Source organism: Pseudomonas sp. PDM20, from assembly GCF_014852575.3.
GTDB lineage: Bacteria > Pseudomonadota > Gammaproteobacteria > Pseudomonadales > Pseudomonadaceae > Pseudomonas.
In genome coordinates this window covers 315,937-342,602 of the sequence record NZ_CM181224.1, presented here as the reverse complement: position 1 = coordinate 342,602, position 26,666 = coordinate 315,937, and the positions used below count along the sequence as shown (strand labels likewise).

The following is a 26,666-nucleotide window of genomic DNA, read 5'->3' as shown; positions in this document are numbered from 1 at the left end:
CCTCACCCCAACCCTCTCCCAGAGGGAGAGGGAGCACATCGTGCCGGCTGACGGCATGGTCTCATCCTGCACCGAACGATCCCCTCTCCCTCTGGGAGAGGGCTAGGGTGAGGGGAGCGGAGCCAACATGAGTGTCCACCAGTCCCGGCACCGGTTCGCGAGAAAAACCGGGGCTTAGGAATACAACGCCTTGAACTGCTCGCGCAGCACATTCTTCTGCACCTTACCCATCACGTTGCGCGGCAGCGCGTCGACCACCATCACCCGCTTGGGCTGCTTGAAGCGCGCCAGCTTGCCGTCCAGCGCGGCAAGCACCTGCGCCTCGCTCGGCGCCTGGCCCTTGCTGGCCACCAGCACGGCGGTCACACCCTCGCCGAAGTCCGGGTGCGGCACGCCGATCACCGCCGATTCGGCCACGCCGGGCAAGGTGTCGAGGATTTCCTCCAGCTCCTTGGGGTAAACGTTGAAGCCGCCGCTGATGATCATGTCCTTGTTGCGGCCGACGATCTGCACGTAGCCGCGGTCATCGATGAAGCCGATGTCGCCGGTCATGAAGAAGCCGTCCGCGCGCAGTTCCTCGGCGGTCTTTTCCGGCATCCGCCAGTAGCCCTGGAACACGTTCGGCCCGCGCACTTCGATCATCCCCGGCTCGCCCTGGGGCAGCAGGCTCGGCTCGGCCTGGCCCGGATCGGTGATGCGCAACTCGACGCCCGGCAGCGGGAAGCCGACGGTGCCGGCGATGCGCTGGCCGTCCAGCGGGTTGGAGGTGTTCATGCCGGTCTCGGTCATGCCGTAGCGCTCGAGGATGGCCATGCCGGTGCGCTCGGAGAACGCCTTGTGGGTCTCGGCGGTGAGCGGCGCGGAGCCGGAGATGAACAGGCGCATGTGCGCCACCGCCTCGCGGGTCAGGCCGGGCCGGTCGAGCAGGCGCGTGTAGAAGGTCGGCACGCCCATCAGCAGGTTCACCTGGGGCAGCAGCTTGAGCATCTGCGCCGCGTCGAACTTGCTCAGGAAAAGCATCGAGCCGCCGGCCATCAGCAGGCTGTTGCAGGCCACGAACAGGCCGTGGATGTGGAAGATCGGCAGCGCATGGAGCAGCCAGTCCTCGCTGCTGATGTTCCAGTAGTCCACCAGCGCGCGGGCGTTGGAGACCAGGTTGCCGTGGCTGATCATCGCGCCCTTGGAACGCCCGGTGGTGCCGGAGGTGTAGAGGATCGCGGCGAGATCGGAAGCAGCACGCTCGACGTCGGCGAAGCGCCCCGGCTTGCCATGCACCTTGGCCATCAGCGAGCCGTTGCCGGCATCGCCGAGGGTTTCCACGTGGGCCACGCCGCTGACTTTCGCCAGCTCCCGGGCCTGGGCCTCGAAGGCCGGCGCACAGACGAACAACGAGGGCTCGGCATCATCGAGGAAGTAGCGCAGCTCCTCGCCGGTGTAGCCGCTGTTCAGCGGCAGGTAAACCGCGCCGACGCGCAGCACGGCGAGGTACAGCATCACCGTCTCGGGGCTCTTGTCGACCTGCACGGCGACGCGGTCGCCCGGCTGCACGCCGAGCTCCACCAGCGCGTGGGCGAACTGCGAGGTGCTGCGTAGCATGTCGGCGTAGCTGTAGCCGCCGCCATCCGGGGTGCGGATGAACGGCTTGGAAAGGTCGCTGGGCAGGTGTTTGCCGACTTCGGCGAAAAGGCTCTGGTTCATGGTGAGGTCCTAGCGTTTTGTTTTCGCCGACAGGGTGGCCAGTTTGCGCACCTCGGGTGAGGCGGTGACCGCGCCCTGGTTGGCGTAGGCTTCGTGGTTCTTTTCGATCTGGCGCAGTTCGTAGCGGTAATTGACCATCAGCCCGGCGGCCTGGCGCAGGCCGCTGGCGGAGAGGTCGCCGCGCCAGTTCAGACGCTCCAGGCGCGCGCCGTTGCCCAGGTGGAAGCGCGCCACCGGGTCCAGCGGGAAACCCGCGCCGTTGCGGGCATGCAGGAAGTATTCGGCGGCCAGCGCCAGCATCGGTTGCTCCGTGCGTGGCGGCGGCGCGGCGTCGGGCTTGAGTGCCTTGAGCAGCTCGGCGGCTGTCGCGCCCAGCTGCGGGTCCTCCCCCAGGCTGTCGAGCCAGCGGCGGAAGCCGGGCACCGGCGACAGGGTGACGAACTGGCGCAGGCCGGGAATCTCCCGCGCCAGCTCCTCCACCACCTGCTTGATCAGGAAGTTGCCGAAGGAGATGCCGCGCAGTCCGTCCTGGCAGTTGCTGATGGAATAGAACACCGCGGTATCGGGCTCGTCTGCCGACGCATCAGCCGGCTTGCCCTCCGGACTCTTTGTTTCCAGGATCTCTGCAATCGCGCCCGGCATGGCGCGGGTCAGCGCCACCTCAACGAAGATCAGCGGCTCGTCGGCCAGGGCCGGGTGGAAGAAGGCGAAGCAGCGGCGGTCGGACGGCTGCAGGCGGCTGCGCAGGTCATCCCAGTCCTTGATGGCGTGGACGGCCTCGTACCTGATGATCTTTTCCAGGATCGATGCCGGGGTCGACCAGTCGATGCGCCGCAGCACCAGGAAGCCGCGGTTGAACCAGGACGCCAGCAGGTGCTGCAGGTCGTGGTCCACGGCTGCCAGCTCCGGATTGGCTTTGAGCTCCTGCAACAGCAGGCGGCGCATGGCAATCAGCTCGGCGGTGCCGCCGGGTGCCTGGTTGAGGCGGCGGAACAGCTCCTGGCGCGGCGGTTCGCTGGCTTCGAACAATGCCGTGGTGTTGGCCGACGACGGTTCGTCGAGGTAGCGCTGGCAGGCTTGCGCCAGCGCATCGTGGGGTGGTGCGAAATCCTTCAGCAGGGTGTCGAAGAAGGCCTTCTGCTGGTCTTGCGGACAATCCCGGTAGGCGCACAGGACCTGCTGCGCCAGGGCCACGCCCGAGGCTTCGCCGTGGCTGGAGATCAGCTTGTGGCAAGCCTGCGCCAGCGCCTGGGCATTGCCCGGCGCCGGCTCGCGCGACTCGAGCAATTGCCGGCCGCGCTCGGTGATGCTTTGCAGCAGTTCCTGGAAGAAGCTGATATTCATGCGTCCCCCTCAGCTTGTGGATAACGGAGTTACACCCCCGCCAGCATGGGCGGCGGGCAGCGCTGATACCAGCGCGAGGCCTGCTCGTAGGCGTGGGCCAGTTGCAGCACGGCCATGTCGGCCTGGTGCCTGCCGATGATCTGGATACCCATGGGCAGGCCCTGCTCATTGAAGCCCACCGGCACGTTGACCGCCGGGCAACCGGACAGGGTGGCCGGGATCACCACTTCCATCCAGCGGTGGTAGGTGTCCATGGCCTGGCCGGCGATTTCCTTTGGCCAGTCCCAGGTCTTGTCGAACGGGAAGACCTGGGCGCTGGGCAGCAACAGGTAATCGTAGCGCTCGAACAGTCGGCTGATCGCACGGTACCAGTCGCTGCGTGCGGCGGAGGCGCGGAACACGTCCATGGCGGAGAGTTTCAGGCCGTTCTCCACTTCCCAGATCGCCTCGGGCTTGAGCAGCTCGCGCTTGGCCGGGTCGGTGTAGGCCGCGCCGAGGGAGCCGGCGACCATCCAGTGGCGCAGGGTACGCCAGGTGTCCCAGAGGCGCTCGGGCGAGAAGCCCATGGCGGTCTCCTCGACGTGGCAGCCGATGGCTTCGAAGTCGGCGAAGGACTTGCGGCACAGCTCCAGCACGCCCTTCTCCATGGGCAGGTGGCCGCCCAGATCACCCAACCAGCCCAGGCGCGCGCCCTTGAAGTCGCGTTCCAGCCGGCCGGCGAACTGCTCGCCGCTCTCGGCGATGGACAGCGGCGCACGGGCATCGCCGCCGGCCTGTACCGACAGCAGCAGCGCCACGTCGCGGACGCTGCGGCCCATGGGACCTTCGTAGCCCATCTGGTCGATGAACAGGTCGGCGCTGTCGTCGAAGGGCACGCGGCCCTGGGACGGACGGAAACCGATGATGTTGTTGAAGGCCGCCGGGTTGCGCAGCGAGCCCATCATGTCGCTGCCGTCGGCCACCGGGACCATCTGCAGCGCCAGGGCCGCCGCTGCGCCACCGCTGCTGCCGCCGGCGGTGCGCTCGGGCGCGTAGGCGCAGCCGGTGGCACCGAAGATCGGGTTGTAGCTGTGGGAGCCGAGGCCGAATTCGGGGGTGTTGGTCTTGCCGATGATGATCGCGCCGGCCGCCTTGATGCGCTCGACCATGATGCCGTCGCGCTCGGGCAGGTAGTCGCGGAACAGCGGCGAGCCTAGGGTAGTGCGGATGCCCTGGGTCAGCGACAGGTCCTTCACCGCATGGGGCAGACCGTGCATCCAGCCACGGTATTCGCCACGGGCCAGGTCGGCGTCGCGCTGGTCGGCTTCGGCCAGCAGGAGATCGTCCGGCTGCTGGCTGACGATGGCGTTGACCGCCGGGTTGTAGCGCTCGATCTGCTCGAGGTGCGCCTGCATCACTTCACGGCAGGAAACTTCGCGCAGGCGGATGCGCTGGGCCAGTTCGTGGGCCTGGAGCTGGGCGAGTTCGTTTTGCTTGTTGTTCTGGCTCATGGAACGAGGCCTTTTTTCATCAGGATTTCCCGCAACGGGAAGGTTCGGTCGGGTTCAACGACCCCATCAGCGGATGGGGCTTGTAGCGAATATCGTGTTCGCCGGGCCGCACGCTGCCGGCACGTCCACGAAGGTGGACGCGAGCAGCGTCGGTCGGCGGCTTTCCCGGTCGGGGATCAGCGCATCAGGTTGGTCCAGATACGGTCGGCCAGGCGGATCGCGCCTTCGCCACAGGTCTTGCTGAACACCACCTTGGTGCCCTCGGGGATGTGCAGTTCCGGCGCATCCTTCAGGCTGGCATCGAGGAAAGGTTCAACGCCCTTGATCGGGCTCTGGTGCTTGAGGAAGTTCTGGGTCATCGCCGAGTTCTCCGGCTGGCTGAGGAAGGCGATGAACTTCTTCGCGTTCTCCGGGTGCTTGGCGCCGGCCGGGATCACCAGGTTGTCCACCCAGGCCATCACGCCCTCTTTCGGGTAGAGGTACTTCAGGCTGGACTTCATCTCACGCGCGCGCATCGACGAGCCGCCCCAGAACATCGACATGTCGACTTCGCCCGAGGCCAGGTTCTCGCGGATCGAACCGGCCTTGGAGCTGTAGGTCTTCACGAAGGGCTTCTGGGTCTTCAGCAGGGTCAGCACCTGTTGCATCTGCTTGGGGTCCTCGCTGCACAGCGGGATGCCCAGGTAGAGGCTGGCGGTGTCGATCACTTCGCTCGCCGAATCGAACATGTTGATCCTGCCCTGCAGCTCCGCCGGCGGGGTGAACAGCACCGAGTAGCTGTCGGCCGGGCCGCTGTACTTGGCGCTGTCCAGCACCACGCTGGTGGTGCCCCAGATGAAGGGGACGGCGTAGGCGCCTTCCGGGTCCCAGGTGGGCTTCTTCAGGTTGTCCTCGACGTTGGCGTAGTAAGGCTGGCTGGCCGGGTCGAAGCGCTCCAGCAGCTTCTCCTGAATCAGGATCGGCACGAACTGGTGCGAGGGAATGGCCACGTCGTAGCCGGTGCCGCCCTGCTTGAGCTTGGCCAGCAGCGTTTCGTTGGAGTCGTAGGAGTCCACGGTCACCTTGATGCCGGTTTCCTTCTCGAACTTCTCGAGGATCTGCGGGGTGAAATAGCCACTCCAGCTCACCACGTTCAGTTGTTCGGCGGCGTGCACGTTGGCCACCAGGCCCATGGCCAGCGAGGCCCCTACAGCAGCGATCAGTTTGCTCATCTTCTACTCCGGTATGTGGGCTCAGGCCTTCTTCTTGCCGAGCAGGTAGGACAGGGTTACGAACAGCACGGAAACGCCGAGGATCAGGGTCGACACCGCGTTCACATCAGGCGTCACGCCCATGCGCAGCAGGCCGAAGATGAAGATCGGCAAGGTGGTGGTGCCGGCCTGGGAGACCATCATCGAGATCACGAAGTTATCCAGCGAGACGATGAAGGCCAGCATCAGCCCGGAGAAAATCCCCGGCATCAGCAGCGGCAGGGTCACCTTGCGGAAGGTCCGCCAGGGGCCGGCGTAGAGGTCGGCGGCGGCCTGCTCCAGAGACAGGTCCATGTCGTTGAGGCGGGCACGGATCGGCAGGTAGGCGAACGGGATGCAGAACACCGTGTGGGCGATGATCAGGTTGCCGTAGCCCAGCGACAGGCCGAGGGTGGAGAACAGCGCCAGGGTGGCGACGCCGACGACGATTTCGGGCAGCACCAGCGGCAGCATGATCGCCCCCATGGACAGCCGCAGGCCCTTGAACTTGGCCCCGCGCGAGGTGCCCAGCGCGGCCAGGGTGGCGATCACCGTGGCAATCACGCTGGCGCAGACCGCGATCAGCAGGCTGTTGCCGGCGGCCTGGCGCAGCGCCTGGTTGGCGAAGGCGCTGCGGTACCAGTCGAGGCTGAAGCCGGTCCACACGGTGGCGGACTGGTTGGCGTTGAACGAGAGCACCACCAGCACCACGATGGGCGCGTAGAGGTACAGGTAGAACAGGAAGCTCAGCGCGCCGAAGCCACGAAAATCCTGCACACCCAGACGGCGTTTGGTCAGCAGCGAGAGCATCATTCACCTCCCCGGGCGATGCGCAGGCGCTCGGCGCGCATCGCGTAGAACATCAGCACCAGCATCACGGCTCCCATCAGCACCAGCGACAGCGCCGCGCCGAAGGGCCAGTTCCGCGAGTCGCTGAACTGCCGGAAGATCAGGTTGCCAAGCATCATCTTGGTGCCGCCGCCGAGCAGTTCGGGGGCGATCATCGCGCCCAGGCACGGCACGAAGGTGAGGATGGCGCCGGCCAGGATGCCCGGACGGGCAATCGGCAGGACCACCTTGCGCAGGGTACGGATGCGTCCGGCATAGAGGTCCTGGGCCGCTTCGAGCAGGCGCATGTCCATCTTTTCCAGGGTGGCGTAGATCGGCAGCACGACGAAGGGCGCGTAGGTGTAGACCAGGCCCAGCAGCACGGCGCCGTCGGTGTAGAGCAGGTTCAGCGGCTGGTGGATGATGCCGAGGCTCATCAGCGTGCCGTTGACCACGCCAGTGCCGCGCAGCAGCAGGATCCAGGCGTAGGTGCGGATCAGCAGGTTGGCCCAGAACGGCACGGTGATCAGGAAGATCAGCAGGCCGCGACGGTGCGCCGGCTGCATCGCCAGCCACACCGCCACCGGGAAGCCCACCAGCAGGGTGATGACGGTGGTCGCCGCAGCAATGCCGATGGAGCGCAGGGCGATCATCACGTAGGAGTCGGCGAAGGCCAGGCTGTCGTCGAGTTGGCGCTCGAACAGCAGCGAGACATAGGCGTCGATGCTGAAGTGCGGGTTCACCCCACCGTAGGGGTTGGCCTGCATCAGCGAGTAACCGACCACGATGAAGATCGGCACGATCAGGAACAGCCCGATGGAAACCAGCGCGGGCGACACGCCGAGGAAGCTGCGCAGCGCCTGGCGCCGCTCCAGCGAATTGCCGGCGGTTGTGGATAACCGGTTCATGCTCACCTCCGCTCAGTCCACCAGGACGCTGGCGCTGCCTTTTTCGAACAGCAGCCCGGCGCGTTGCCCGGCTGCCAGACGCCCGCGTTGCCCGGCGCTGTTGGGCGCACGAACTGTCAGGCGGGTGCCGTCGGCAAGGCTGACCTGGTACTGCAGGTCAGTGCCCAGGTAGATCTGCTGGACGACGGTGCAGGGCGTGGCGGACGGGGTGTCCTCGGCCACCAGCTGCAGGCGCTCGGGGCGGATAGACAGGGTGACTTCGGCGCCGACCTTCAGGCCTTCGCGGGCCGGAGCCTCGATCAGCTGGTCACCGGGGATGCGGTACTGCGCGCAATCACCGGCGAAGTTCTCGACCCGCGCCGGGAGGAAGTTGGTCTCGCCGATGAAGTCGGCGACGAAGCGGTTGCGCGGGTTTTCGTAGATGTCGTCCGGGCGGCCGACCTGCTGCACCTCGCCCTCGGAGAGCACGGCGATGCGGTCGGACATGGTCAGGGCTTCTTCCTGGTCATGGGTGACGAAGATGAAGGTGATGCCGGTCTTGGACTGGATCGCCTTGAGCTCTTCGCGCATGGCCTGGCGCAGCTTGAGGTCGAGTGCGGACAACGGCTCGTCGAGCAGCAGCACTTTCGGATGCGGCGCCAGAGCGCGGGCCAGGGCGACGCGCTGTTGCTGACCGCCGGAGAGCTGGGTCGGTTTGCGCTGGGCGAAGCGCTCCATCTGCACCAGGGCGAGCATCTCGCGGACGCGCTCGGCGACCTGCGCCTTGCTCATGCGCTGGCCCATCGGGTGGGACTCCAGGCCGAAGGCCAGGTTCTCGGCGATGGTCATGTGCGGGAACAGCGCGTAGTGCTGGAACACGGTGTTCACCGGGCGCTCGAAGGGCGGCCGGTCGGCGATGTTCTCGCCGTAGAGCTGGATTTCCCCGGAGGTGGGGAACTCGAAGCCGGCGATCATTCGCAGCAGGGTGGTCTTGCCGCAGCCCGAGGGGCCCAGCAGGGTGAAGAATTCGTTGTCGCGGATGTCCAGGTCGACGCATTTCAGAGCGACGGGACCGCTCGCCGGGTCGCCGTAGACCTTGCGCACGGAGCGGATGGAGACCGCCGCCGTCTGCAGGCTGTGCAGGGCACTCATGGTGAAACCTCCGTACCTTCCCTTCCGCCACCAGCAGGCGGTCGGGGGATCTTGTAGTTGTTCTGGCAGGACTAGAGACGCTGGGGTGCAGCGCTGGTCTTGGGTCAGGCCCAAGTTGTGATGTTGTTGAGGCGGATATTCGAAGAAAGGTGGTTGAGCGGAAAGCTCAATTTTCTTACATTCGATATTAAATAATTTAACAGCTAAAAAGCTGATACCCCCGAGGCCTCGCCATGTCCATCCAGCGTCTTCCGCCGCTCAATGCCGTCCGCGCCTTCGAGGCCGCCGCCCGGCTGGGCAGCTATGTCGCCGCCTCGAAAGACCTGCATGTGACGCAGCCGGCCATCGGCCGTCACGTGAAGCTGCTGGAAGACTGGCTCGGCGTGCAGCTGTTCGAGCGCACCCCGCGCGGGGTGAGCCTGACGCCGGCCGGGCAGCGCTACTACGCGAAGATATCCACAGCCCTGCAGCAGATCGCCGACGCCGGCCACGAGCTGGCCCCCGGCGGCACCGCGCGCTGGCTGAAGATCCTGGTGGTGCCGGCCTTTGCCAAGCGCTGGCTGATGCCGCGCCTGGAAACCCTGCGCCAGCAGCGCCCCGGCCTGAAGGTAGCGGTGGAACCCAACCCGACTTTCACTGAAGTGGACGGCAAAAGCGCCGATCTGGGGATCGTCTACGGGCTTCCCGGCGTCTATCCGCAGTGCCACAGCACCCTGGTGCGACCGGCGGTTTTCCCGGTGTGCTCGCCCTCCTACCTCGAAGAGCACGGCCCGCTGAGCAGCGTGCACGAGCTGGCGCAGCACAAGCTGATCCACGTCGACGACGGCGAATGGTGGAACCTCTGGCTGTCCACCATCGGGCTGGACCTGCGGGTGAACTCCGACGTGCTCTACGTCAGCAACGACCACGCGCTGTCCATGGCCGAGGCCGGCCACGGCATCGCCCTGGCCAACCTGGTGCTGGTGAAGCACCAGCTGGCCGCCGGCACGCTGGTGCGGCCGCTACCCGAGGAGGTGCCGCTGGAGAGCTACCAGCTGCTGCTGCCCACCGGCGCGGTGAGCGCCGATGTGGCCTGGTTCGAGGATTGGATTCGCGCGGCGTTGCAGGAAGAATTCTCGCCACATGCCACCCACGAGACTGAGTCGACTGAATAGCTAGGCGGAGTGCCGAAGACAGTGCGACTGGCACGGCGAGTCGCTCCAACGACGCTAGACAGTTGAATCAGCCTCGTGGGGCGTAGGCGAAGACGTCCGCACGCATCTGGTGCGGGTCCATGCCCGCCGCCACCAGCGCATCCAGGGTGCCGTAGACCATCGCCGGCGAGCCGCTGGCGTAGACACGCAGGCCGGACAGCTCGGCGAAGTCCTCGCACACAGCCTCATGCAGCAGGCCGCAGCGCCCCTGCCAGCCGCACAGGTCGCTGACGATCCTGTGCAGGTGCAGGTTGGGTACGCTTTCCCACTGCTCCCAGTGCGGCAGCTCGTAGAAGTCTTCCGGGCGGCGCACGCCCCAGTACAGGTGTACCGGGTGGGCGAAACCAGTCGCGCGGCAGAATTCGATCAGGCTGTGCATCTGCGCCATGCCGGTGCCGGCGGCGATCAGCACCAGCGGGCCGTCCGGCAGGTCGGCCAGGTGCGCGTCGCCGAAGGGCATCTGCACGCGGGCGAAGCGATCGCGCTGCAACTGCGCCAGCAGGTCGATGGCGCTGTTTTCGCGGGCCAGGATATGCAGCTCCAGGTCACGCCCTTCCTGCGGCGCGGAGGCCAGGGAGAAGGCCGCCGGGTCGCTGTCCTCGCGCTCGATCAGCACGTACTGCCCGGCGTGGTAGCGCGGCGGCTTGCCGGCCGGGGCACGCAGGCGCACGCGCCAGACGTCGCCGCCCACCGGCTCGCAGAGGCTCAGCTGGCAGGACAGCTTGCGCACCGGCAGCTCGCCGGGGGCCAGCACACCGTCCCAGTGCAGCACGCAGTCTTCCAGCGGCTCGGCCAGGCAGGTGAAGAGCTCGCCGTGGTCGCGCACCTCGCCGTCCTGGCGTACGCGGCCTTCCACCAGCAGCGCCGCGCAGATATGGCAATTGCCGTTGCGGCAGCTCTGCGGGCACTCGTAGCCCAGGCGCCGCGCACCGTCGAGGATACGTTCCCCGGGCCGCAGCTCAAGCTGGGCGCCGGAGGGTTGCAAGGTCACTTTCAAGCGCTGTTCTCGTTCTTATACAGATTGGAGCTGCTGTCACCGGTTGCGCCGTAGGATGGCGTGGAGCGAAGCGATACCCATCATTCCCGACAGCATGGGTATCGCCTGGGCTCCACCCATCCTACGCCTCAGTGTTTCCCACAAACCGCAGTGAACCGGATTGCGCGGGAGTCAATCGATGCCCAGGCTCGCCCAGATTTCGTCGACGCGGCGGGTCACCGCCGGGTCCTTCTCGATCACCCGACCCCATTCGCGGCTGGTCTCGCCCGGCCACTTGTGGGTGGCATCCAGGCCCATCTTCGAGCCCAGGCCGGAGATCGGCGAGGCGAAGTCCAGGTAGTCGATCGGGGTGTTGTCGATCATCACCGTGTCACGCTTGGGGTCCATGCGCGTGGTGATGGCCCAGATCACGTCGTTCCAGTCGCGGGCGTTGATGTCGTCGTCGGTGACGATAACGAACTTGGTGTACATGAACTGTCGCAGGAACGACCAGACACCCAGCATCACGCGCTTGGCGTGGCCGGGGTACTGCTTCTTCATGGTCACCACCGCCATGCGGTAGGAGCAGCCTTCGGGCGGCAGGTAGAAGTCGGTGATCTCGGGGAACTGCTTCTGCAGGATCGGCACGAAGACTTCGTTCAGCGCCACGCCGAGGATCGCCGGCTCATCCGGCGGGCGGCCGGTGTAGGTGCTGTGGTAGATCGGTTTCTGCCGGCGGGTGATGCGCTCGACGGTGAACACCGGGAAGCGGTCCACCTCGTTGTAGTAGCCGGTGTGGTCGCCGTACGGGCCTTCATCGGCCATCTCGCCGGGATGGATCACCCCTTCGAGGACGATCTCGGCGCTGGCCGGCACCTGCAGGTCGTTGCCGATGCACTTGACCAGCTCGGTCTTGTGCCCGCGCAGCAGGCCGGCGAAGGCGTATTCGGAGAGGTTGTCCGGCACCGGGGTCACGGCGCCAAGGATGGTCGCCGGGTCCGCGCCGAGGGCCACGGCCACCGGATAAGGTTGGCCGGGGTGCTTCTGGCACCACTCGCGGAAGTCCAGCGCACCGCCGCGGTGGCTGAGCCAGCGCATGATGACCTTGTTGCGGCCGATCACCTGCTGACGGTAGATGCCCAGGTTCTGCCGTTCCTTGTTCGGCCCGCGGGTGACCGTCAGGCCCCAGGTGATTAGCGGCGCGACGTCGCCGGGCCAGCAGGTCTGCACCGGCAACTTCGACAGGTCGACGTCGTCGCCCTCCTCGATCACTTCCTGGCACGGCGCGTCCCGCAGGACCTTGGGCGCCATGTTGATGACCTTCTTGAAGATCGGCAGCTTGGACCAGGCGTCCTTCAGCCCCTTGGGCGGCTCGGGCTCCTTGAGGAAGGCCAGCAGCTTGCCGATCTCGCGCAGTTCGGAGACGTCCTCGGCGCCCATGCCCAGGGCCACGCGCTCGGGCGTGCCGAACAGGTTGCCGAGTACGGGGATGTCATAGCCGGTGGGCTTTTCGAACAGCAGGGCCGGGCCCTTGGCGCGCAGGGTGCGGTCGCACACCTCGGTCATTTCCAGCACCGGGGATACCGGCGCCTGGATGCGCTTGAGCTGTCCGCGCTGCTCCAGGGCAGCGATGAACTCGCGCAGGTCGCGATACTGCATGAGGATCTCGATGGCGGCAGGATGATGCGACAGTCTACCGCCTATCAGCGCCTTGCAGAAACACGAAGGCCGGGTTTCCCCGGCCTCGTTGGTCTCGCAGAGCGCTTACTTGCTGCGCTTCATGGAGTCGAAGAACTCGTCGTTGGTCTTCGTCTGGCGCAGCTTGTCGAGGAGGAATTCCACGGCGGCGATCTCGTCCATCGGGTGGAGGATCTTGCGCAGGATCCACATGCGCTGCAGCTCTTCCTCACCGGTGAGCAGCTCTTCGCGACGGGTGCCGGAGCGATTGATGTTGATCGCCGGGAACACGCGTTTTTCCGAGATGCGACGGTCGAGGATGAGTTCCGAGTTACCGGTACCCTTGAATTCCTCGTAGATCACTTCGTCCATCTTCGAGCCGGTTTCGATCAGCGCGGTGGCGAGGATGGTCAGCGAACCGCCTTCCTCGATGTTGCGCGCGGCGCCGAAGAAGCGCTTGGGCTTTTCCAGGGCATGGGCGTCGACACCACCGGTGAGCACCTTGCCGGAGCTGGGGATCACGGTGTTGTAGGCACGGGCCAGACGGGTGATGGAATCCAGCAGGATGATCACGTCCTTCTTGTGCTCGACCAGGCGCTTGGCCTTCTCGATCACCATCTCGGCAACCTGCACGTGGCGGGTCGGCGGTTCGTCGAAGGTGGAGGCGACCACTTCGCCGCGCACGGTGCGCTGCATCTCGGTCACTTCTTCCGGGCGCTCGTCGATCAGCAGGACGATCAGGTGGCACTCGGGGTTGTTGCGGGTGATGTTCGAGGCGATGTTCTGCAGCATGATGGTCTTGCCCGCTTTCGGCGGGGCGACGATCAGGCCGCGCTGGCCCTTGCCGATCGGCGAACAGAGGTCGATCACACGGCCGGTGAGGTCCTCGGTGGAGCCGTTGCCGGCTTCCATGGTCAGGCGCTTGGTCGGGAACAGCGGCGTCAGGTTCTCGAAGAGAATCTTGTTCTTCGCGTTCTCCGGACGATCGAAGTTGATCGAGTCGACTTTCAGCAGGGCGAAGTAACGCTCGCCTTCCTTCGGCGGCCGAATCTTGCCGATGATGGTATCGCCCGTGCGCAGGTTGAAGCGACGGATCTGGCTGGGCGAGACGTAGATGTCGTCGGGGCCGGCCAGGTACGAGGAATCGGCGGAGCGCAGGAAGCCGAAGCCATCCTGGAGAATCTCCAGCACGCCGTCACCGGAGATTTCCTCACCGCTTTTCGCATGCTTCTTCAGCAGCGCGAAGATGATGTCCTGTTTGCGCGAACGGGCCATGTTTTCCAGGCCCATGGCATCGGACATTTCCAGCAATTCGGCAATCGGCTTTTGCTTGAGTTCGGTCAGATTCATAGAAGGGACGTAAATACGCTGAAAGGGGAAAAGGGAACAAGCGTGATGCTTGAAGAGCCGCGCCGTAGATGACGGACAGGATCGCTTGGAATTCGAATGGGAAGTGCGTCGGCGACGGCTTGCAGGGGACAACGAAATAATCGTTGTGCGCCCGAATTTAACACCCGAGTTTCGGAGCGTCTAGGGGCAATAACGAAAAAACCCCGCGCATTGGCGGGGTTTTTCGGGCTTCTTCGACTTAGATGTTGCTGTCGAGGAAGGCAGCCAGCTGCGACTTGGACAGTGCGCCGACCTTGGTCGCTTCGACGTTGCCGCCCTTGAACAGCATCAGGGTCGGAATGCCACGCACGCCGTACTTCGGCGGGGTGTCCTGGTTCTCGTCGATGTTCAGCTTGCAGACTTTCAGCTTGCCCTGATAGTCCTTGGCGATCTCGTCGAGTACCGGGGCGATCATCTTGCACGGGCCGCACCATTCGGCCCAGTAGTCGACCAGCACGGGACTATCGGACTTCAGTACGTCCTGCTCGAAGCTGGCATCGGTAACATTGACGATATGTTCGCTCATGTATTCTCTCCGTCAATCGGATGCGAAAAAGTGTCCGCCATCATATCCCGCCTCGGCCCACACCGAAAGGCACAGCCGATTGAGTGTATCTATCGCTGCCGCGGCGACTTCTGATCGGTGACAACCCCTTCATTGGCACTACCTGCCTAAAATGGCAGGATGTCTCCCGTATTTATCCGGACCCGCCCCTATGCCCCATACCCCTGCCAAGACCTTTCCGATGATCGCGGCCATTGACCTTGGCTCGAACAGTTTCCACATGGTCCTGGCGAAGGCCGATCACGGCGAGATCCGCATCCTCGAGCGATTGGGCGAGAAGGTCCAGCTGGCCGCGGGCATCGGCGAGGACCGCATGCTCACCGCGGAAGCCATGCAGCGCGGCTACGACTGCCTGAAGCAGTTCGCCCAGTTCATCAACGGCATGCCGCCGGGTTCGGTTCGAGTGGTGGGCACCAACGCCCTGCGCGAAGCGCGCAACCGTGCCGAATTCATCCGCGAAGCCGACCAGATCCTCGGCCACCCGGTGGAAGTCATCTCCGGCCGCGAAGAAGCGCGCCTGATCTATCTGGGCGTGTCCCACACCCTGCCGGACAACCCCGGCAAGCGCCTGGTGGTCGACATCGGCGGTGGCAGCACCGAGTTCATCATCGGCCAGCAGTTCGAATCGCAACTGCGCGAGAGCCTGCAGATGGGCTGCGTGAGCTTCACCCAGCGCTACTTCAAGGACGGCAAGATCACCCCGGCGCGCTACGCCCAGGCCTACACCTCGGCCCGCCTGGAGCTGATGAGCATCGAGAACAGCCTGCGCCGCCTGGGTTGGGACGAGGCCGTCGGCGCCTCCGGCACCATCCGTGCGATCTGCCTGGCGATCCAGGCCGGCGGCCACGGCAACGGCGAGATCAACCCCGAAGGCCTGGCCTGGCTCAAGCGCAAGATGTTCAAGCTGGGCGAGGTCGAGAAGCTCGACATCGACGGCATCAAGCCGGACCGCCGGCCGATCTTCCCGGCCGGCATGGCGATCCTCGAGGCGCTGTTCGACGCCCTCGAGCTGACCCGCATGACCCACTCCGAAGGCGCCCTGCGCGAAGGCGTGCTCTACGACCTGCTGGGCCGCCACCACCACGAGGACGTCCGCGAGCGCACCATCGGCGCACTCATGGAGCGCTACCACGTCGATCCGGAACAGGCCGCGCGCGTCGAGGCCAAGGCGCTGGAATCCCTGGACCAGGTTTCCAAGGCCTGGGACCTGAACGACGAGGGCCACCGCGAGCTGCTGATGTGGGCCGCGCGCGTCCACGAGCTGGGTCTGGACATCGCCCACTACCACTACCACAAGCACGGCGCCTACCTGCTGGAGCACTCGGACCTGGCCGGCTTCTCGCGCCTGGACCAGCTGACCCTGGCCCTGCTGGTGCGCGGCCACCGCCGCAACATCCCGGTGGACAAGTTCAACGAGCTGGGCGACGAGGGCGACAAGCTGATCCGCCTGTGCATCGTGCTGCGCTTCGCCATCCTCTTCCACCACATCCGTGGCACACAGGAAATGCCGGCCGTGGCCCTGAAGGCTTCCGGCAAGTCGCTGGACGTGCGCTTCCCGGACGGCTGGCTGGCCGCCAACCCGCTGACCCAGGCGGACTTCGAGCAGGAAGCCGAATGGCTCAAGCGCGTGGGCTATTCGCTCAGCGTGAGCTGATCTCCCCCGCAACAGACGAAGGCCCCGGCGCTTGCGCGCCGGGGCCTTTGCATTTCCAGGCATGACCTGCAGGAACGGGCCATGCCCGCGAAATCCCGTACGGCGCAATCCGCTCTCCACGTTGACGATCGAGCGCGGCCCGCTCCTACAGTTTGAGTTCGGTGCCAGACGTAGGGCGGATAGCGCTTGCGCGTCATGCGCTCTACCAGAACCTCCGCTGCTCCTGCGAAAGCTCAGCCATAAAGAAGCCCTGCCAAGGCAGGGCTTCTTTATGCAACGACGGCGGATCAGCGAACGCTGATCACCGGCGTGCACAGGCGCTCCAGCAGGGTCGCCTGGGCGTTGCGGGCGTTCTGGTTGCCGCTGGGGCTCTGGCGCACGTAGCTGCCGTCGGACTGCAGCACCCAGGCCTGGGTGTTGTCGCTCAGGTAGGACTCCAGCTCCTTCTTCACGCGCAGCACGAGCTTCTTGCCTTCCACCGGGAAGCAGGTCTCCACGCGCATGTCGAGGTTGCGCTCCATCCAGTCGGCGCTGGAGAGATAGAGCTTCTCCTCGCCGCCGTTGAGGAAGTAGTAGATCCGGCTGTGCTCCAGGAAGCGGCCGATGATCGAGCGCACCTGGATGTTGTGCGACACGCCCGGCACTCCCGGACGCAGGCAGCACATGCCGCGCACCACCAGGTCGATCTTCACGCCGGCCTGGCTGGCCTTGTACAGCGCGCGGATGACCTTGGCGTCGGTCAGCGAGTTGACCTTGGCCATGATGTGCGCCGGCTTGCCTTCGGCAGCCTGGGCGGCCTCGCGGTTGATCATCTCCAGCAGGTTCTTCTTCAGGGTGAAGGGCGCGTGCAGGAGCTTCTTCATGCGCAGGGTCTTGCCCATGCCGATCAGCTGGTTGAACAGCTTGTGCAGGTCCTCGCAGAGCGCCACGTCGGCGGTCAGCAGGCTGTAGTCGGTGTACAGGCGGGCATTGCCGGCGTGGTAGTTGCCGGTGCCCAGGTGCGCGTAACGGCGCAGCTCGCCGTCCTCGCGACGCAGGATGAGCATCATCTTGGCGTGGGTCTTGAAGCCGACCACGCCGTAGATCACCACCGCGCCGGCCTGCTGCAGGCGGCTGGCCAGTTGCAGGTTGGATTCTTCGTCGAAGCGCGCCCGCAGCTCGATCACCACGGTGACTTCCTTGCCGTTACGCGCGGCTTCCACCAGTGCGTCGACGATCTCCGAGTTGGCCCCGGAGCGGTACAGCGTCTGCTTGATCGCCAGCACGCTGGGGTCCTTGGCGGCCTGGCGCAACAGGTCGACCACCGGGGTGAAGGACTCGAACGGGTGCATCAGCAGCACGTCGAGCTTGCCCAGCACGTTGAACAGGTTTTCCTTCTTCTGCAGCAGCTTGGGGATCGCCGGGGTGAACGGCGGGGACTGCAGCTCCGGATGACTGGCCAGACCGGTGACGCTGAACAGGCGGGTCAGGTTGACCGGCCCGCTGACGCGGTACAGCTCGGTCTCGGACAGGCCGAACTGCTTGAGCAGGTAGTTGGACAGCGGCACCGGGCAGGTATCCACCACCTCCAGACGCACCGCATCGCCGTAGCGGCGCGAGAACAGCTCGCCACGCAGTGCGCGGGCCAGGTCCTCGACGTCCTCGGCATCCACCGAGAGGTCGGCGTTACGGGTCAGGCGGAACTGGTAGCAGCCCTTCACCTTCATGCCGTGGAACAGGTCGTCGGCGTGGGCGTGGATCATCGACGAGAGGAACACGTAGTTGTCGCCAGGGCCGGCGACTTCTTCGGGCAGGCGGATGATCCGCGGCAGTGAGCGCGGCGCCGGGATGATCGCAAGGCCGGAGTCGCGGCCGAAGGCGTCCAGGCCTTCGAGCTCGACCATGAAGTTCAGGCTCTTGTTCACCAGCAGCGGGAACGGGTGGGTCGGGTCGAGGCCGATCGGGGTGACGATGGGCGCGATCTCGTCGCGGAAGAAGCGACGGACCCAGGCCTTGATCTTCGGCGTCCAGTAGCGGCGGCGGATGAAGCGGATGTCGTGCTTGGCCAGCTCCGGCAACAGGATGTCGTTGAGGATGCTGTACTGGCGGGCGACCTGCTCGTGCACCTGCTCGCTGATGCGCGCCAGCGCCTGGTGCGGCAACAGACCGTCGGCGCCGGCCTGTTCACGGGCGAAGGTGATCTGCTTCTTCAGGCCGGCAACACGGATCTCGAAGAATTCGTCGAGGTTGCTGGAGAAGATCAGCAGGAACTTCAGGCGTTCCAGCAGCGGGTAGGACTCGTCCAGCGCCTGTTCCAGCACGCGGATGTTGAACTGCAGCTGCGAGAGCTCGCGATGAATATAGAGGGCACTGTCGTCCACGTTGATCGCGGGCACCGCCGGCTCGACGGGTGGCGGCGTCGCCTCGGCGACCTCCTCCACGACGACTTCGGTGATTTCAGCGGTGGTGTCAGCTTCGATAACTTCGGTTTCGCTAATGCCTTCGGTATTCATCGCTCGTCTCATCGACGGGGGTCAGCCCGCACTTTTGATTTTTTTCAATTGTTGCGCCGCGCGCTTGGCGAAGTAGGTCAGGATGCCATCTGCGCCCGCGCGTTTGAAGGCCAGCAGCGATTCGAGGATCACCGCCTCGCTGAGCCAGCCGTTGTTGATCGCGGCCATGTGCATCGCGTACTCGCCGCTGACCTGGTAGACAAAGGTCGGCGCGCGGAATTCGTCCTTGGCCCGGCGAACGATGTCGAGATACGGCATGCCCGGCTTGACCATGATCATGTCGGCGCCCTCGGCGAGGTCAGCGTAGATCTCGTGCAGCGCTTCGTCGCTGTTGGCCGGGTCCATCTGGTAGGTGGCCTTGTTGCCCTTGCCCAGGTTGGCGGCGGAGCCGACGGCGTCGCGGAACGGGCCGTAGTAGGCGCTGGCGTACTTGGCCGAGTAGGCCATGATGCGGGTGTTTATGTGGCCGGTGGATTCCAGGGCCTCGCGGATCGCGCCGATACGGCCGTCCATCATGTCCGAGGGAGCCACGACCTGGGCGCCGGCCTCGGCGTGGGAAAGCGCCTGCTTGACCAGCACATCAACGGAAATGTCGTTCAGGACGTAGCCGTCCTCGTCGAGGATGCCGTCCTGGCCGTGGCTGGTGAACGGGTCCAGCGCCACGTCGGTGATGATGCCCAGCTCCGGGAAGCGCTCGCGCAGGGCGCGGGTGGCGCGCTGGGCGATGCCGTCGGGATTGAAGGCTTCGGCGCCATCGAGGGATTTCTTCTCCAGCGGGGTCACCGGGAACAGCGCCAGCGCGGGGATGCCCAGCTCTACCAGCTCTTCGGCTTCCTTGAGCAGCAGATCGATGGACATGCGCTCCACACCCGGCATCGAGGGCACCGCTTCACGCTGGTTCTTGCCGTCGAGGACGAACACCGGAAGGATCAGGTCGTTGGTGGTCAAGACGTTTTCGCGCACCAGACGGCGGGAAAATTCGTCACGACGGTTGCGACGCAGACGAGTGAAGGGGAAGGCACGATCGGCGGGAATGAAGCTCACGGCGTACTCCAGGGCCTGATACAGCAGGCACAGTCTGACAGTTATAGCCCTGAATTATGACCGATTGGTAACAACCGGTAACAGTGACCCTTGGTCGCGGCATCCTGCCGCAGCGGCAAGCCGCCGCTCTGCACCGGCACAGGCTTGTTCCAGGTCAGTTGTGCGGAGTGGGGTGCCTTCCCTGCGGACGACAACCGAGTTAGGCTTCGCGTTCATTTCGCTGCGTTGCCTCGATAATGCTCCAACAATTCCTGCAGGATTTCGGCTACTTCGCGCTGTTTCTCGGCACGTTCTTCGAGGGTGAGACCATTCTGGTCCTGGCCGGCTTCCTGGCATTCCGCGGCTACATGCAGCTGGAGTACGTCATCGCGGTGGCTTTCTTCGGCAGTTACGCCGGTGACCAGCTCTGGTATTTCCTCGGCCGCCGCCACGGTCGCAAGCTGCTTGCGCGCAAACCGCGCTGGCAGAAGATGGGCGACAAGGCCCTGGAACACGTACGCAAGCATCCCGACCTGTGGGTGCTGAGCTTCCGCTTCGTCTACGGCCTGCGCACCGTGATGCCGGTGGCCATCGGCCTGTCCGGCTACCCGCCGGCACGCTACCTGCTGCTCAACGGCATCGGCGCCATAGTCTGGGCCACTGTGCTGGGCAGCGCTGCCTTCTACTTCGGCAGCGTGCTGGAAGGCGTACTGGGCAACATCAAGAAGTACGAACTCATGGTCCTCGGTGGCCTCGTGGTGATCGGCCTGCTGTTCTGGCTGCGTCGCCGCTTCAAGGCCAGCAAGACCGACTGAGCACCCCGGCCGATCAGGCCACCTGCGGCAGGCGCTCGGCGCGCCGCAGGCCCAGCAGACCGATCAGGCTGAGCAGCGAGTAGACCGCCAGCGCCCAGGGCGCCCACTGCGGCAGCTCGATCCCTCCCCATAGCGCCATGGCCGCCACTGCCGGCACGTTCAGCGCCAATCGCAGCAGTTCCAGGCGCAGCGCCCAGCTACGGTTCTCCAGCCAGCAGCCGATGGCGTAGAGCCCGAAAGCCATCCAGCTCCAGCCAATCACCAGCGGCAGTACCTGCCAGTGCTCGCCGACACCCAGCAACCAGGTGCCGACCACCACGTAGATGGCAAACTGCAGTCCGGCGTACCACTGCCGGCCACGCGTCAGCGGCACCTCGAACTTGCGGAAGGACGCCAGGTCCGGCTTGGCCATGGGGTAGCGCTGGGCAACGTCCGCGGGACGCCAGCCGGTACGCATGAACCAGATGCGCAGCTTGTCCCAGGTACTGCCGGCGCGGCGCGCATCGTTCCACAGGTGCGCGTAGACCTGCAGGTTGGCCCACAGCGGGTTCCAGCTGGCCAGCGGCACGGTCACGCCGAATACCACCGGCTCCTCGTCCAGCTCCTCCTGGAAGGTGCCGAACAGGCGGTCCCAGACGATGAACACACCGCCGTAGTTGCGATCCATGTAGACCGGGTTCTGCGCGTGGTGCACGCGGTGGTTGGACGGGGTGATGAAGACCCACTCGAACCAGCCCAGCTTGGGGATGTGCCGGGTGTGCACCCAGAACTGGTAGAGCAGGTTCAGCGCGCCGACCGTGAGGAACACCAGCGGCGGCACGCCGGCGACGGCCATGGGCAGGTAGAAGATCCAGCCGAAGATGAAGCCGGTACTGGTCTGCCGCAGCGCGGTGGAGAGGTTGTAGTCCTCGCTCTGGTGGTGCACCGAGTGGGCAGCCCAGAGCACGTTGCGCTCGTGGCCCAGGCGGTGGTTCCAGTAGTAGCAGAAGTCGTAGAAGACGAAGGCGAACACCCAGACCCAGAGGTTCTGCGTGGACATCTCGAAAAGCGCCAGATGCTGCCAGGCGATGGCGTAGGTGAGCACCGCCAGCCCCTTGGTCAGCAGGCCGCTGGTGGTGGACAGCACACCGGCGCTGAGGCTGTTCAGCGCGTCGCTCAGACGGTAGGTGCGCATGCCACGCCAGCGGTCGGCGAGCAACTCGATGGCAATCAGGAGGAAAAAGAAGGGTACGGCGAAGAGGATGTAGTTCATGGCGTGGCCGAGTCGTTATGCTTATGGGAAGGCCCAGATTCGTTGATCCTAGCCTCTACCTCCGCGCCGGCCCCGACCGCCGGCGCCAAGCCGGGCGGCATATCGCGACATGCCCGACATCCTCGAACAGGAGCAGTCCATGCAGAAGAAAGTTGCCGTCATCCTCTCCGGCTGCGGCGTCTACGACGGCGCCGAGATCCACGAAAGCGTGATCACCCTGCTGCGTCTTTCCCAGCGCGGCGCCAAGGTGCAGTGCTTCGCCCCGAACATCGCCCAGCACCATGTGCTGAACCACCTCACCGGCGAGGAAATGGCCGAGAGCCGCAACGTGCTGGTGGAATCCGCGCGCATCGCCCGTGGCGAGGTGAAGGACGTGCGCGAAGCCAAGGTGGAAGATTTCGACGCACTGATCGTGCCCGGCGGCTTCGGCGCGGCGAAGAACCTCAGCGACTTCGCCTTCAAGGGCGACCAGTGCGAAGTACAGCCGGACGTACTGGCCCTGGCCAAGGCCTTCGCCGCGGCGAAGAAGCCGGTTGGCCTGCTCTGCATCGCCCCAGCCCTGGCCGCGCGCATCTATGGCGCCGGCGTGGAATGCACCATCGGCACCGACGAAGGCACCGCCCAGGCGCTGACCAGCATGGGCGCCAAGCACATCGACTGCGCCGTGGAAGACATCGTCGAGGACAAGGACCACAAGCTGGTCACCACCCCGGCCTACATGCTCGCGCAATCCATCGCCGAAGCCGCCAGCGGCATCAACAAGGCGGTCGACCGGGTGCTGGAACTGGCCTGAGCGGTACGCTGAACGCAAAACGCCCGGCAATGCCGGGCGTTTTCGTTTTGTGCCAGATCAGCCCTTGCGGCTCTCCGCCTCGCGCAGCAGGCGCGTCAGCAGCCGGTCCAGGCCGTTGGCGAAGGCCTGGCGGTCCTTGTCGCCGTAGGGCGCCTGCCCTCCCCCCACCTGGCCCTGTTCGCGCAGGTCGGTGAACAGGTTGCGCACGGCCAGGCGCTCGCCCATGTTCTTCTCGTCGAACTCGCGGCCACGCGGGTCCAGCGCATCGACGCCCTTCTTCACCAGCCGGTCGGCCAGCGGCACGTCGCTGCAGATCACCAGGTCGCCGGGCTCGGCCTGCTCCACCAGGTAATCGTCGGCGGCGTCCATCCCGCTGGGCACCACTATCAGGCTGACGCAGGCGAACGGCGGCTTGGCCACGGGCTGGCCGGCGACCATCACCACCTCGAGCTTGCGCTTGAGGGCGAACTTGGCCACCAGTTCCTTGGCCGCGCGCGGGCAGGCGTCGGCATCGATCCAGATACGCATAATCGGAAAACCAATCTCCAGAAAGCACGACGGCCAGTATCGCACTGGCCGTCGTGTATCGCTCAGCTATCGCCTCAGGACGAGGCGATCTCGGCGGCCTTGCGGCGCTCGGAGAAGTAGCTGCGTCCGTAGAGCACGGCCACCGCCACCAGCGCCACGGCCTGGGCCGACAGCGAGTAGGCGTCGGCCTTGATGCCGAGCCAGTCGAAGTCGAAGAAGGGCACCGGGCGGGTACCGATCACGCCGGCTTCCTGCAGGGCGACCACGCCGTGGCCGGCGAAGACCACCGACAGGGCGCACAGCAGCGCGGCGTTGACGGTGAAGAACAGCTTCAGGGGCAGCTTCGCCGAGCCACGCAGGATCACGAAGGCGATGGCGATCAGGATCACCACGGCGGTGCCCGCACCAGCGATCACTGCGTTGTGACCGGCCGGGCCGGCCTGCAGCCAGAGGGTCTCGTAGAACAGGATGACCTCGAACAGCTCGCGGTAGACCGAGAAGAACGCCAGCACCGCGAAACCGAAGCGGCCACCGCCGCCCACCAGGCTGCTGCGGATGTAGTCCTGCCAGGCGGCGGCGTGGCGGCGGTCGTGCATCCACACGCCGAGCCAGAGCACCATCACGCAGGCGAACAGCGAGGTGAAGCCTTCCATCAGCTCGCGCTGGGCACCGCCGATGTCGATGACGTAGGCGGCGACTGCCCAGGTAGCGAAGCCGGCAACGAAGGCCAGGCCCCAGCCGATGTGGACGCCGCGCACGGCCTTCTCCTGCCCGGTGTTGCGCAGGAAGGCGAGGATCGCGGCCAGCACCAGGATCGCTTCCACGCCTTCGCGCAGGAGGATCAGCAGGGCCGAGACGAAGCTGATGGAGGTGCTCAGCGAGTCGCCGCTCAGGGCCTTGGCGGCGTCCGCCAGCTTGGCCTTGGCCAGTGCCAGCTGCTGAGCCACTTCGGCTTCCGGCAGGCCGTCACGCAGCGCCTGACGGTAGGCCATCAGCTGCTTCTCGGTGGCCTTGCGCAGGTCGGCGTCGACGTTGTCCAGCGAGCTTTCCACCAGCTCGAAGCCTTCCAGGTAGGCCGCCACGGACAGGTCGTAGGCCTGATCGTGGTCGCCGGAGCGGTACACGGCGAAGCTCTTGTCCAGGGTCGCGGAGGTGTAGTCGATCTGCTGCGCCGGACCACGGTGCTCCAGCGGCGGGTGGGCACGCAGGGCACGGAAGCTCTCGGCCGCTGCCTCGCCATCGCGCTCGGCGACATCGGCCGGGGTCTGGGTCGAGAGGGTCGCCAGCGGGTAGGCGTGGGCCGGATCGGCCTTGGCCTGACCGGCACTGAGGCCGGCGATATAGGACGCCAGGTCCCAGCGCTGACGCTCGTCGAGCTGGTCGGCGAAGGCCGGCATGTCGGTGCCGGAAACACCCAGGCCGATGACGTTGCGCAGGTCATACAGACTCAGCTGGTCGAGGCGAGCGCGGTCGGTCAGGTTGGCCGGCGGCGGCTCCAGGCCGATGCCCGCCGGTCCGTCGCCCTTGCCGGCGTCACCGTGGCAGATCGAGCACTGCTGGGTGTAGATCTCGGCGGCGCGAGTCGGGTCCGGGGTGATCGAAGGGGTCTGCACCACCTGGTAGATATCGGCGACGCGCGCCTCCAGATGACGGGCCTGCTGGGCGACCTGCTTGCCGGGGAGGCGCTGCTCGATGGCCTGCTTGAGGCTGGCGGCGTCCTTTTCCAGGTCGGCGCGTTCGGGGGCGGCCGGCAGGGTGACGATCAGCGCCTGCAGATTGCCGACGAACTCCAGCTGCTCCTTGTATTCGCTCTCGTCCACGACCTTGCCGTCAGTGACGGTGGCCGGGTAGTCGGCAGCGAGATAGCTGAGCAGGTGAAGGGCTTGGGAGGGGTCGACAGCCGTGTCGGCGTGAGCTCCAAGGCTGAAGAGACCGACCAGCGGCAACAGCCAGACGAAAAGTTTGGAGGGGCGCATACGGAAAGGTAAATGAGAATGAAAGAGGTTAAATTGTCACCTCAGGTTTCCGTCTATGCAAGGACAAATGTCCCGCAGAGTTGCGTCCGAAGCGCTCATGAGGGCACTCCGGAGCCAGGAAATCCCCCTCAGGCCGGTGCGCGGCGGACGGTGGCGAGCAGTGCGGCGGCGCCTACGAAGAGGGTCGCGAAAGTCCGATTCATCACCCGCTGCTGGCGTTGCGAGCGCAGGGCGCGCAGTACGCGCGCGGCCAGGCCGGTGTAGCCGGCCATGACGATCAGGTCCACGGTGATCATGGTGACGCCCATGATCACGTACTGGATCGCCATCGGACGGTGCGGGTCGACGAACTGCGGCAGCACCGCGAGCATGAAGATCACCGCCTTGGGGTTGCTGGCGTTGACCAGGAAGCCGCGCAGCACCAGGGTCAGCGGCCGGCCGATAGGGCGCTCGCCGCTCGCTGCCATCACCTGCGGGGCAGCGGTCCACTGGCGGTACGCGAGGTAGACCAGGTACACCACGCCGAACCACTTGATCGCACTGAACGCCACTGCCGAGGCCGAGAGCAGCGCGCCGACGCCTGCAGCGACGATCGCGATCTGCAGCGCCAGGCCGATCTGCAGGCCCAGGGCATTCCAGTAACCGCGCCAGAAGCCGTATTGCAGCCCGCAGGACATCGAGGCAATGGCCCCGGCGCCGGGCGACAGGCTGATCACCCAGCAGGCGATGAAGAAGGCGAACCAGGTACTGGCGAGCATTGCTGACCTCACGGCGCCAGGCAGGCGCAATAATTTGTTACGGGGAGCCAGTGTGCCTCAGTCGCGCCGACTCGCCCAGCCTGGCCGACGAAGGTCGGATGACCGTCGCCGGAGCGCCAAACAGAAAGCCCGGCACTGGGCCGGGCTTTTTCGTTTCACGACAGACCGATCAGCTCGGGATGTCCTTGCGCAGCTTCACCGGCTCCTCGCCGCGCTTGCGCGCCAGGGCGCCGCGCAGGCGGATGTTGATCGCCTCCACTGCCAGCGAGAAGGCCATGGCGAAGTACACGTAGCCCTTGGGCACGTGGATCTCGAAGGCCTCGGCGATCAGCACGGTGCCGACCACGATGAGGAACGACAGCGCGAGCATCTTCAGCGACGGGTGCTTCTCGATGAAGGCGCTGATGGTGCCGGCCGACAGCATCATCACGCCGACCGAGATGACGATGGCCGCGACCATCACCGGTACGTGCTGCACCAGGCCCACGGCGGTGATCACCGAGTCCAGCGAGAAGACGATGTCGATGATCGCGATCTGGATGATGATGCCCATGAAGCCGCGGGACTTGCCGCCTTGCTGGCCGCCCTCTTCCGCACCTTCGAGGCTGTGGAAGATTTCCATGGTGCTCTTGAACAGCAGGAACAGGCCACCGAAGAACAGGATCAGGTCGCGCCCGGAGATGCCGTGGTCGAACACCGTGAACAGGTCGGCCGTCAGGCGCATCACCCAGGTGATCGACAGCAGCAGCAGGATACGCGTGCCCATCGCCAGCGCCAGGCCGAAGAAACGCGCCTTGGGTTGCTGGGCGGGCGGCAGGCGGCCAACCAGGATCGAGATGAAGATGATGTTGTCGATGCCCAGTACGATTTCCAGGGCAGTCAGGGTCAGAAAGGCAACCCAGATCTCAGGGCTAGTGAGCCATTCCATAGTGGGGATGTCCGTTGGG

The 26,666-nt window shown here is 65.6% G+C and carries 22 protein-coding genes; 4 read left to right on the top strand and 18 right to left on the bottom strand.

All coding sequences use genetic code 11. From position 1 onward, the window contains the following. Positions 1–174: 174 nt before the first annotated feature. The 7 genes from IB261_RS01645 to IB261_RS01615 form a co-directional block, all read right to left on the bottom strand. A complete protein-coding gene (locus tag IB261_RS01645; protein ID WP_192383372.1) occupies positions 175–1,698 on the bottom strand; it encodes a malonate--CoA ligase in 1,524 nt (507 codons plus the stop codon). 9 nt (positions 1,699–1,707) lie between these two features. After that, on the bottom strand, positions 1,708–3,042 hold the full coding sequence (locus tag IB261_RS01640) for a malonyl-CoA decarboxylase (protein WP_192383373.1): 1,335 nt from the start codon (positions 3,040–3,042) through the stop codon (positions 1,708–1,710). A 29-nt stretch (positions 3,043–3,071) separates the two neighbouring features. Then, on the bottom strand, positions 3,072–4,532 hold the full coding sequence (locus tag IB261_RS01635) for an amidase (protein WP_192383374.1): 1,461 nt from the start codon (positions 4,530–4,532) through the stop codon (positions 3,072–3,074). A gap of 176 nt (positions 4,533–4,708) precedes the next feature. After that, the gene (locus IB261_RS01630; protein ID WP_412548121.1) at positions 4,709–5,704 is read right to left on the bottom strand and encodes an ABC transporter substrate-binding protein; all 996 of its coding nucleotides are present in this window, start codon (positions 5,702–5,704) and stop codon (positions 4,709–4,711) included. 60 nt (positions 5,705–5,764) lie between these two features. Continuing rightward, complete coding sequence (locus tag IB261_RS01625; protein WP_174824627.1) at positions 5,765–6,571, bottom strand: ABC transporter permease; 807 nt, start codon at positions 6,569–6,571, stop codon at positions 5,765–5,767. After that, a complete protein-coding gene (locus IB261_RS01620) occupies positions 6,571–7,497 on the bottom strand; it encodes an ABC transporter permease (RefSeq protein ID WP_081519515.1) in 927 nt (308 codons plus the stop codon). Before IB261_RS01620 ends, IB261_RS01625 begins: the two co-directional genes overlap by 1 nt. Before the next feature lie 12 nt (positions 7,498–7,509). Further along, complete coding sequence (locus tag IB261_RS01615) at positions 7,510–8,628, bottom strand: ABC transporter ATP-binding protein (protein ID WP_192225519.1); 1,119 nt, start codon at positions 8,626–8,628, stop codon at positions 7,510–7,512. Between the two features lie 233 nt (positions 8,629–8,861). Between IB261_RS01615 and IB261_RS01610 the strand changes: the two genes are divergently transcribed. Continuing rightward, positions 8,862–9,782 carry a LysR substrate-binding domain-containing protein gene (locus IB261_RS01610; RefSeq protein WP_081519513.1) on the top strand — a complete coding sequence of 307 codons (921 nt, stop codon included), beginning with the start codon at positions 8,862–8,864 and terminating at the stop codon, positions 9,780–9,782. Positions 9,783–9,849: 67 nt separating this feature from the next. Here IB261_RS01610 and IB261_RS01605 read toward each other — a convergent pair whose 3' ends face one another. From IB261_RS01605 to trxA, 4 genes are all read right to left on the bottom strand, one after another. Then, positions 9,850–10,818, bottom strand: coding sequence for a CDP-6-deoxy-delta-3,4-glucoseen reductase (locus tag IB261_RS01605; protein ID WP_192383375.1), 969 nt, complete (start codon positions 10,816–10,818; stop codon positions 9,850–9,852). 171 nt (positions 10,819–10,989) lie between these two features. Further along, positions 10,990–12,456 (bottom strand): 4-hydroxy-3-polyprenylbenzoate decarboxylase, encoded by a 1,467-nt coding sequence (ubiD, locus tag IB261_RS01600; RefSeq protein WP_081519511.1) that lies wholly within the window; start codon positions 12,454–12,456, stop codon positions 10,990–10,992. Positions 12,457–12,561: 105 nt separating this feature from the next. Further along, positions 12,562–13,824, bottom strand: coding sequence for a transcription termination factor Rho (gene rho / locus IB261_RS01595; RefSeq protein WP_015475046.1), 1,263 nt, complete (start codon positions 13,822–13,824; stop codon positions 12,562–12,564). Positions 13,825–14,062: 238 nt separating this feature from the next. Further along, positions 14,063–14,389, bottom strand: coding sequence for a thioredoxin TrxA (trxA, locus tag IB261_RS01590; RefSeq protein WP_081519510.1), 327 nt, complete (start codon positions 14,387–14,389; stop codon positions 14,063–14,065). Positions 14,390–14,579: 190 nt separating this feature from the next. On the opposite strand from trxA, the gene ppx reads away from it, so the two are divergent. Continuing rightward, entirely contained in the window at positions 14,580–16,082 is a 1,503-nt protein-coding gene (gene ppx, locus IB261_RS01585) for an exopolyphosphatase (RefSeq protein ID WP_081519509.1), read from the top strand. A 287-nt stretch (positions 16,083–16,369) separates the two neighbouring features. Here ppx and ppk1 read toward each other — a convergent pair whose 3' ends face one another. Together ppk1 and hemB are read right to left on the bottom strand one after the other, a co-directional pair. Beyond that, entirely contained in the window at positions 16,370–18,574 is a 2,205-nt protein-coding gene (gene ppk1, locus IB261_RS01580; RefSeq protein ID WP_081519508.1) for a polyphosphate kinase 1, read from the bottom strand. A gap of 21 nt (positions 18,575–18,595) precedes the next feature. Continuing rightward, positions 18,596–19,618: a porphobilinogen synthase gene (gene hemB / locus IB261_RS01575; protein ID WP_151189008.1), complete on the bottom strand. Its 1,023-nt coding sequence runs from the start codon at positions 19,616–19,618 to the stop codon at positions 18,596–18,598. 233 nt (positions 19,619–19,851) lie between these two features. Here hemB and IB261_RS01570 point away from each other — a divergent pair, with 233 nt between their 5' ends. After that, a complete protein-coding gene (locus tag IB261_RS01570) occupies positions 19,852–20,412 on the top strand; it encodes a DedA family protein (protein ID WP_026079304.1) in 561 nt (186 codons plus the stop codon). A 13-nt stretch (positions 20,413–20,425) separates the two neighbouring features. Here the strand turns inward: IB261_RS01570 and IB261_RS01565 are convergent, their stop codons facing one another. Continuing rightward, positions 20,426–21,664 (bottom strand): sterol desaturase family protein, encoded by a 1,239-nt coding sequence (locus tag IB261_RS01565; RefSeq protein WP_192383376.1) that lies wholly within the window; start codon positions 21,662–21,664, stop codon positions 20,426–20,428. A 139-nt stretch (positions 21,665–21,803) separates the two neighbouring features. Here IB261_RS01565 and elbB point away from each other — a divergent pair, with 139 nt between their 5' ends. Next, the gene (gene elbB / locus IB261_RS01560) at positions 21,804–22,457 is read left to right on the top strand and encodes an isoprenoid biosynthesis glyoxalase ElbB (RefSeq protein WP_081519505.1); all 654 of its coding nucleotides are present in this window, start codon (positions 21,804–21,806) and stop codon (positions 22,455–22,457) included. Between the two features lie 57 nt (positions 22,458–22,514). On the opposite strand, the gene IB261_RS01555 is transcribed toward elbB, so the two are convergent. The 4 genes from IB261_RS01555 to IB261_RS01540 form a co-directional block, all read right to left on the bottom strand. Next, the gene (locus IB261_RS01555; RefSeq protein WP_081519504.1) at positions 22,515–22,985 is read right to left on the bottom strand and encodes a YaiI/YqxD family protein; all 471 of its coding nucleotides are present in this window, start codon (positions 22,983–22,985) and stop codon (positions 22,515–22,517) included. Positions 22,986–23,059: 74 nt separating this feature from the next. Further along, on the bottom strand, positions 23,060–24,961 hold the full coding sequence (locus tag IB261_RS01550; protein ID WP_151189005.1) for a cytochrome c/FTR1 family iron permease: 1,902 nt from the start codon (positions 24,959–24,961) through the stop codon (positions 23,060–23,062). A 128-nt stretch (positions 24,962–25,089) separates the two neighbouring features. Beyond that, entirely contained in the window at positions 25,090–25,719 is a 630-nt protein-coding gene (locus IB261_RS01545) for a LysE family transporter (RefSeq protein ID WP_081519502.1), read from the bottom strand. A 169-nt stretch (positions 25,720–25,888) separates the two neighbouring features. Beyond that, the gene (locus IB261_RS01540; protein ID WP_081519501.1) at positions 25,889–26,647 is read right to left on the bottom strand and encodes a TerC family protein; all 759 of its coding nucleotides are present in this window, start codon (positions 26,645–26,647) and stop codon (positions 25,889–25,891) included. Positions 26,648–26,666 lie beyond the last annotated feature (19 nt).